The following is a 6357-nucleotide window of genomic DNA, read 5'->3' as shown; positions in this document are numbered from 1 at the left end:
GAAGTACGTTTCTGCCACAGATATTCTATCAGATTTTAAAAAGACTGTCGACAGTTACTTTGTCAACAGTCTGAGAGTAACTCTTGTCAATTAGAGTTACTCTTTTCATTTAGATATTAGTCATGTAATACGTGGTTACAACGATCACACAATCCATCTTCATTATCAGATTCAGTATAGTTCCAGCAACGAGGACATACATGGCCTGTAGCCTTTTCTACTTGTACCTGACAAACTTCGAATTGTTCTAATTCATCTGTTGTGAATGTGACTTTAGATACAATAAACCATTGTGCTGCATTACTTAATACACGATCCATGATTTCTTTTTGTGCATCACTTACATGTAATACGACATGCGCTTCTAATGATTTACCAATTAAACCTTGAGCACGAGCATTTTCTAATGCTTTGAAGACATCCTTACGAACTTTGAATAATTCTTCCATATCCGCTTTAATCTTTTCAACATCAAAATCCAATTCTAGATCTTTAAATGTCGTTAAGTGAATACTTTCTGCATCAAAGTGCATATAGTCATTGACTTCTTCACAAGTATGAGCCAAGATTGGAGCCCATAATTTAGTCATCACTTCAACGGCATTATAAAGTACAGTTTGAACTTGACGACGAACTGGTGCATCTTCTTTTTCAATATAAAGAATGTCCTTTGTGTAATCTAAGTAGTAAGCGGATAATTCATTCGTCATTAAGTTTGTCAAATATGTAACAACATCGGAGAAACGATATTCATTATAAGCTTTTCTACAGTAATCTACGGCATCTTTTAATTCAGTTAAAATATATTGATCCAATTCACTTAATTCATTGAAGTTTACACAATCTTTGGCCGTAAATTTTTGATCATCTAAGTTTGCCATTAAGAAACGCAATGTATTACGTACTTTACGATAGTTTTCACTGACTTGTTTCAAAATCTTTTGACCCATTGAAACATCCGCTTGATAGTCTACACTACATGCCCATAAACGTAAGATATCTGCACCATATTTCTTCGTAATTTCACTAGGAGCTACGGCATTCCATTGCGATTTAGACATCTTAACGCCCTTTTCATCCATAACGAAACCATGTGATAAAACTTGTTTGTATGGAGCTTTACCATGAACGGCAGTACCAACAATCAAACTAGAGTTGAACCATCCACGATATTGGTCACTACCTTCAAAATATAAGTCAGCAGGATAGCCTAAGCCACGATCCATCATAGCGCCTGTATGACTTGATCCTGAGTCAAACCAAACATCCATAGTATCTGTTTCTTTACGGAAGATACCATTTGGTGAATGTTCATTTGTATATCCTTCTGGTAATAAATCTTTAACATCTCTTTCAAACCAAACGTTTGAACCATATTCACCAACTAATTTGGCTACATGATCAAAAATAGCTTGATCCATAATTGGAGTATCATCTTCTCCATAAATAATAGGAATTGGAACACCCCAAGCACGTTGACGAGAAATACACCAGTCATTACGATCGGCGATCATATTGTGCATACGTTGTTCACCCCAAGCAGGTACCCAAGATACAGAGTGAATTTGTTCTAACAGTTCATCACGAATTTGATCAATTGACGCAAACCATTGTGTTGTAGCACGGAAAATAATCGGTTTTTTAGTACGCCAGTCATGTGGATAAGAGTGGGTAATGAATTGAAGTTTTAATAGTACGCCCAATTCATCTAATTTTTGAGTGACTGTCTTGTTGGCATCTTCCACATATTGGCCGGCAAGCCATTCACCAACATCATCCATCATGCATCCTTGTGCATCAACGTTACAATATACTGGTAAACCATATTTCATACCAATGTTAAAGTCATCCACACCAAATCCAGGTGCTGTATGAACACATCCAGTACCAGCATCGGCTGTTACGTGATCTCCACACATCAATAAACTTTCTCTTTCTGGATACAATGGGTGTGTACATGTAATATATTCAAATTCTTTACCTTTGAAAGTCTTTAATACATCACGTTTTTCAACTTCAAACTTATCACATAATTCTTCAACCATGCTTGAAAGCATGATTAATTTACCCTTTTCTGTATCTACTAATGAATAGTCAAAATCAGGGTTTACACTAATTCCTAAGTTTGCAGGAATTGTCCAAGGTGTTGTTGTCCAAATGACAAAGTTGCAATCTGTATCCAATACACCTTTTCCGTCTTTAACGGCAAATTTAACATAAATAGTTGGACTCTTTACATCTTTATATTCAACTTCAGCTTCCGCCAATGCAGACTCGCTACTTGGTGACCAATATACTGGTTTTAATCCTTTGTAGATCAAACCTTTCATAGCCATCTTTCCAAAGATTTCGATCTGGTGTTTTTCAAAACCCTTTTGAAGTGTGATATATGGATGATCATAATCTCCAATCGATCCTAAGCTTAAGAATCCAGCTTTTTGATTGGCTACTTGTTTTAAAGCATAGTCGTAACAGATTTTTCTAAATTCAGCAATTCCCATTTTCTTTCGGTCATACCCTAATTTAGTCACAGCTGTTTCAATTGGTAAACCATGTGTATCCCATCCTGGAATATATGGTGTGTTGTATCCTTCCATAAAGTGAGATTTTACAATGACATCTTTTAACACCTTATTTAAGGCATGTCCCAAGTGGATGTCACCATTTGCGTAAGGAGGACCATCATGTAATACAAATGATTCAGCTCCTTTTCTTCTTTCTAACATCTTTTCATACAATTTTTCGTCTTGCCAGCGCTTCTGGAAACCAGGCTCTTTTTTAGTCAAATTTCCACGCATTTCAAATGCCGTTTTAGGCATATGAAGAGTTTCTTTGTAGTCCATACTTTATCTCCTTTTCCAAATAAAAAAACGTCCTTTTAAAAGGACGTAATAAACACGCGGTACCACCTTAATTCATAGTTTTCACTATGCACTTTCATGAGATAACGGCTCAACCGGATCAAACTACTATCATTTCGTAAGATCAGCTCAAAAGGGATACCTTAATTCTTATTCATACAATGTTTCACCAAAACTCATTGCTCTCTACAATCCTAACGAATAAAGGCGTGTCTTTATCTTAGCTAAATATATTGATCAAAGTTCAAAACAAGTCTTCCCTTTTTTGTGGTAGAAACCACTTCTTTAAACTGGAATCGACCTGTCTTTCTGATTGACACGAAATCATTATTGCACAATTGTAAATTTTGTTCAAGTACCACGTCATTAACTTTCACAAATCCTGCATGAATCTTTTTTAACGCTTCACTTCTAGAACAATGTGACAATTGCGCAACTACACTATCTAAACGTAAACTGCTGCACATAATATGTATTTCTTTTTTGTTATTTTCCGTAATGATATAGTCAAAACACTCTTCAAAATTCACTGTACACTTACCAATCTGTGTACAATTGTCAATGATATATTTTGAAATCTTTTCTTTACAAAAGATATATAGATCCTCTTTTTGCACGATCAAATCCCCAATGACACTTCTTTCAATGCCAGAGTGCATTAAACATCCTAAAAGATCGGAGTGGGTTAATGTTTTAAATTTTGAATTGTATGTGGCATGAAGACAAACACAATCACTAAAGCCAACATATCCTTCAGGTATAAAGCAAGCAATCTTTCGTTGTGCTTGATCATAACCACCATCAAAAACAAGACATATATTTTTGGGCACCATGCTTTGAAGAATGTTCTGTTCAGAAATCGATAAAAAATAGGTCATGATCGGCCTATTTTGTTTTTGAAAGATACGAATTTGATCTTTCATCTGCGAAATAAACACCTCATGACCTACCATAAATGAGCTCATTAAAAGTAATTATTAGTCTTCATCTTCGAAGTCGTCTGGACTTCCTAATGAAATAGTTCCTTGTACACCAATTTCAGCTGGAGAACATAAAATTACGTTCTGACCGATTTTCTGAATTTTTCCATCAAGCGCATAAACAACACCTGTTAAGAAATCAATTGTACGTTGTGCATAATCACGATCTAGCTTGTGTAAGTTAACTACTACAGCACGACCTTCTTTTAAGCGTTGTCCTACTTCTTCAGCTTCTCCAAAGCTTCTTGGTTCAAACAATACCATTTTTGTATTTGAATTCAAAGAAGTTGCGTTCGTACGAGTTTTTGGTCTCTCATAACGACTTTGAGGTTCTACTTCTTCTACCTTTTCAGCTTGTGGTGCTTCTTGATAATCATCATCTTCTTCGATTGGAGCAACGAAGTCTTTTACTTTATCCATAAATCCCATGGGAAAAACCTCCTTAACGAACATAATTATAGCACAAAGAATAACTTATTCAAACTTATATTATTTTTTTTCTTTTCAAACAAAAGACATGCCATTTTGACATGTCTTTCACGCGTTTATTCCGTTTCAATCAAGCCGTAGCCACCATCGTGACGTTTGTAGCAAACGGCAATCTTATTTGTTTCATCATCTGTATAAATGAAGAAATCGTGTCCTAATAATTCCATTTTCATGATGGCTTCATCTAAGCTCATTTCCTTTGGAACGATAGATTTAGTACGAACAACTTCGTCATCATCTACATCTTCATCATTAAACAATTCATGATCTAAGAAAGCTTCGGCAAGTGATTCTTTATTTTTACGTGTTAACCGTGTTTTTGTTCTACGAATTTGATCTTCCAATTTATCTACAGCACGATCAATAGCTGCATATAAATCGTCATCTACAACCTCGGCACGTAGAATCGCATAACGTGTTGGGATTGTAACTTCAATTTTTTGTTTTGTCGGATATGTACGAACTAAAACGTTAGCTACATCATCCTCACCAATAATGAAGTACTTTGTTAAAACATCTAATTTTTTATGAATCTTATCTGAGATTCCCTGAGTTACTGTGATGTTTTTTCCTACAATATTGACTTTCATATTATGTACCTCCTATATGATTTGTATTGCTACTTAGATTATAGCACGTTTATTTTGTTTTACACTTTTCGACAAGAAATGACAAAAATATAACCAGTTTTGCCAAGGAGGTTGACAAGATAAAATGTAACTATTTTCAGAAAATAACTTGCATATTTTCATTGAATGAGCTATAGTATAGCCAGGTGATTAACATGAACATTCAATCTACATATTTTTACTTTTACTTTAGATAGCCCTAATTAAACCAATCAAATCTGAATGGTATTTTAATTAGGGCTTTTAAGCATTAACAATTTTACTGTTAATGCTTTTTTGTTACTCACAAATGGAAAGAAGGATATTATAATGATTATTACTTTAAAGAAAAATGCACCCAAACACGATGTCGACAAATTGATTGACAAATTTGAAGGCATGAATCTTCATGTCACAATGATTCAAGGCGATAACTATAACGTCTTTGGATTGGTTGGAGATACAAGTGTAGTTGATGAAAAAAGCGTTATGGCTAACCCTATCGTCTACAATGTTCAGCGTGTCGCTCAGCCTTATAAATTGGCCAACCGTATGTTTCATCCAGAAGATACCATTGTAGATGTGAATGGCATTCAAATCGGCGGCAAAAAAATAGCGATGATTGCAGGTCCATGTTCTGTTGAGGGAGAAGAGCAAATCTGTCGTATTGCCAAAGAAGTAAAAGCAGTCGGTGCTGATATGTTAAGAGGTGGCGCTTATAAGCCTAGAACAAGTCCATACGCATTCCAAGGTATGGGTACTGCAGGAATCATGGCCATGGTAAAAGCTAGACAAGAAACAGGACTTCCTATTGTATCTGAACTCATGAGTGCAGAACATTTAGATGAATTCGTAGAGAATGTAGATATCATTCAGATTGGTGCGCGTAATATGCAAAACTTCGATTTATTAAAAGCTGTAGGAAAAACGAAAAAACCAATTTTATTAAAACGCGGTATGAGTGCTACGATTCAAGAATGGATCATGGCTGCTGAATATATTATGTCAGAAGGAAATCCAAACGTCATTTTCTGTGAGCGTGGTATTCGTACATTTGAAACCTATACACGTAATACTTTGGATTTAAGTGTTGTACCCATCATTAAAGAAAGGACACACTTACCGATCATCATTGATCCAAGTCATGCCGCTGGTGATTATAAATTAATTGAATCCCTATCCCTTGCTGCTATTGCAGCTGGTGCTGATGGATTGATCATTGAAGTGCATGACGATCCAGAAAATGCTTGGAGTGATGGTGCCCAAAGTTTAAAACCAAAACGTTATGCCGAACTTGTTGAAAAAGGAAAAGCCATCGCAAAAGTTATCGGAAGAGAGTTATAAGAAACTGCACATGCGGTTTCTTTCGTATTATAGAACTAGAAGTTATTCAAGTAATAATTCTAGTTTTTTATTTTA

At 35.3% G+C, this 6357-nt stretch carries 5 protein-coding genes and 1 other annotated feature; of the genes, 1 reads left to right on the top strand and 4 read right to left on the bottom strand.

All coding sequences use genetic code 11. The features are described from left to right. Positions 1-116 precede the first annotated feature (116 nt). The 4 genes from ileS to hpf form a co-directional block, all read right to left on the bottom strand. Positions 117-2843, bottom strand: a complete 2727-nt coding sequence (gene ileS, locus NE544_RS11495; RefSeq protein ID WP_256269433.1) for an isoleucine--tRNA ligase — start codon at positions 2841-2843, stop codon at positions 117-119. Positions 2844-2879: 36 nt separating this feature from the next. Continuing rightward, positions 2880-3092 (bottom strand) — a binding site (T-box leader). Then, positions 3086-3814 (bottom strand): YlmH/Sll1252 family protein, encoded by a 729-nt coding sequence (locus tag NE544_RS11490; protein ID WP_256269432.1) that lies wholly within the window; start codon positions 3812-3814, stop codon positions 3086-3088. Its footprint overlaps the feature before it by 7 nt. 24 nt (positions 3815-3838) lie before the next feature. Further along, positions 3839-4270 carry a cell division protein SepF gene (locus tag NE544_RS11485; RefSeq protein WP_117571610.1) on the bottom strand — a complete coding sequence of 144 codons (432 nt, stop codon included), beginning with the start codon at positions 4268-4270 and terminating at the stop codon, positions 3839-3841. Positions 4271-4386: 116 nt separating this feature from the next. Further along, positions 4387-4920, bottom strand: coding sequence for a ribosome hibernation-promoting factor, HPF/YfiA family (hpf, locus tag NE544_RS11480; protein ID WP_154555205.1), 534 nt, complete (start codon positions 4918-4920; stop codon positions 4387-4389). A 348-nt stretch (positions 4921-5268) separates the two neighbouring features. Between hpf and aroF the strand changes: the two genes are divergently transcribed. Further along, positions 5269-6282 (top strand): 3-deoxy-7-phosphoheptulonate synthase, encoded by a 1014-nt coding sequence (aroF, locus tag NE544_RS11475; protein WP_256269431.1) that lies wholly within the window; start codon positions 5269-5271, stop codon positions 6280-6282. Positions 6283-6357 lie beyond the last annotated feature (75 nt).

This window comes from Holdemanella sp. MSK.7.32 (assembly GCF_024460475.1).
Lineage (GTDB): Bacteria > Bacillota_I > Bacilli_A > Erysipelotrichales > Erysipelotrichaceae > Holdemanella.
Note: the sequence above shows the minus strand (reverse complement) of the source record. Positions and strands in the feature narration are given on the sequence as shown.

Bases quoted from the DNA above. Each gene is read 5' to 3' on its own strand.
- ileS (WP_256269433.1), bottom strand. From the start codon at position 2,843: ATGGACTACAAAGAAACTCTTCATATGCCTAAAACGGCATTTGAAATG.
- NE544_RS11490 (WP_256269432.1), bottom strand. From the start codon at position 3,814: ATGGTAGGTCATGAGGTGTTTATTTCGCAGATGAAAGATCAAATTCGT.
- NE544_RS11485 (WP_117571610.1), bottom strand. From the start codon at position 4,270: ATGGGATTTATGGATAAAGTAAAAGACTTCGTTGCTCCAATCGAAGAA.
- hpf (WP_154555205.1), bottom strand. From the start codon at position 4,920: ATGAAAGTCAATATTGTAGGAAAAAACATCACAGTAACTCAGGGAATC.
- aroF (WP_256269431.1), top strand. From the start codon at position 5,269: ATGATTATTACTTTAAAGAAAAATGCACCCAAACACGATGTCGACAAA.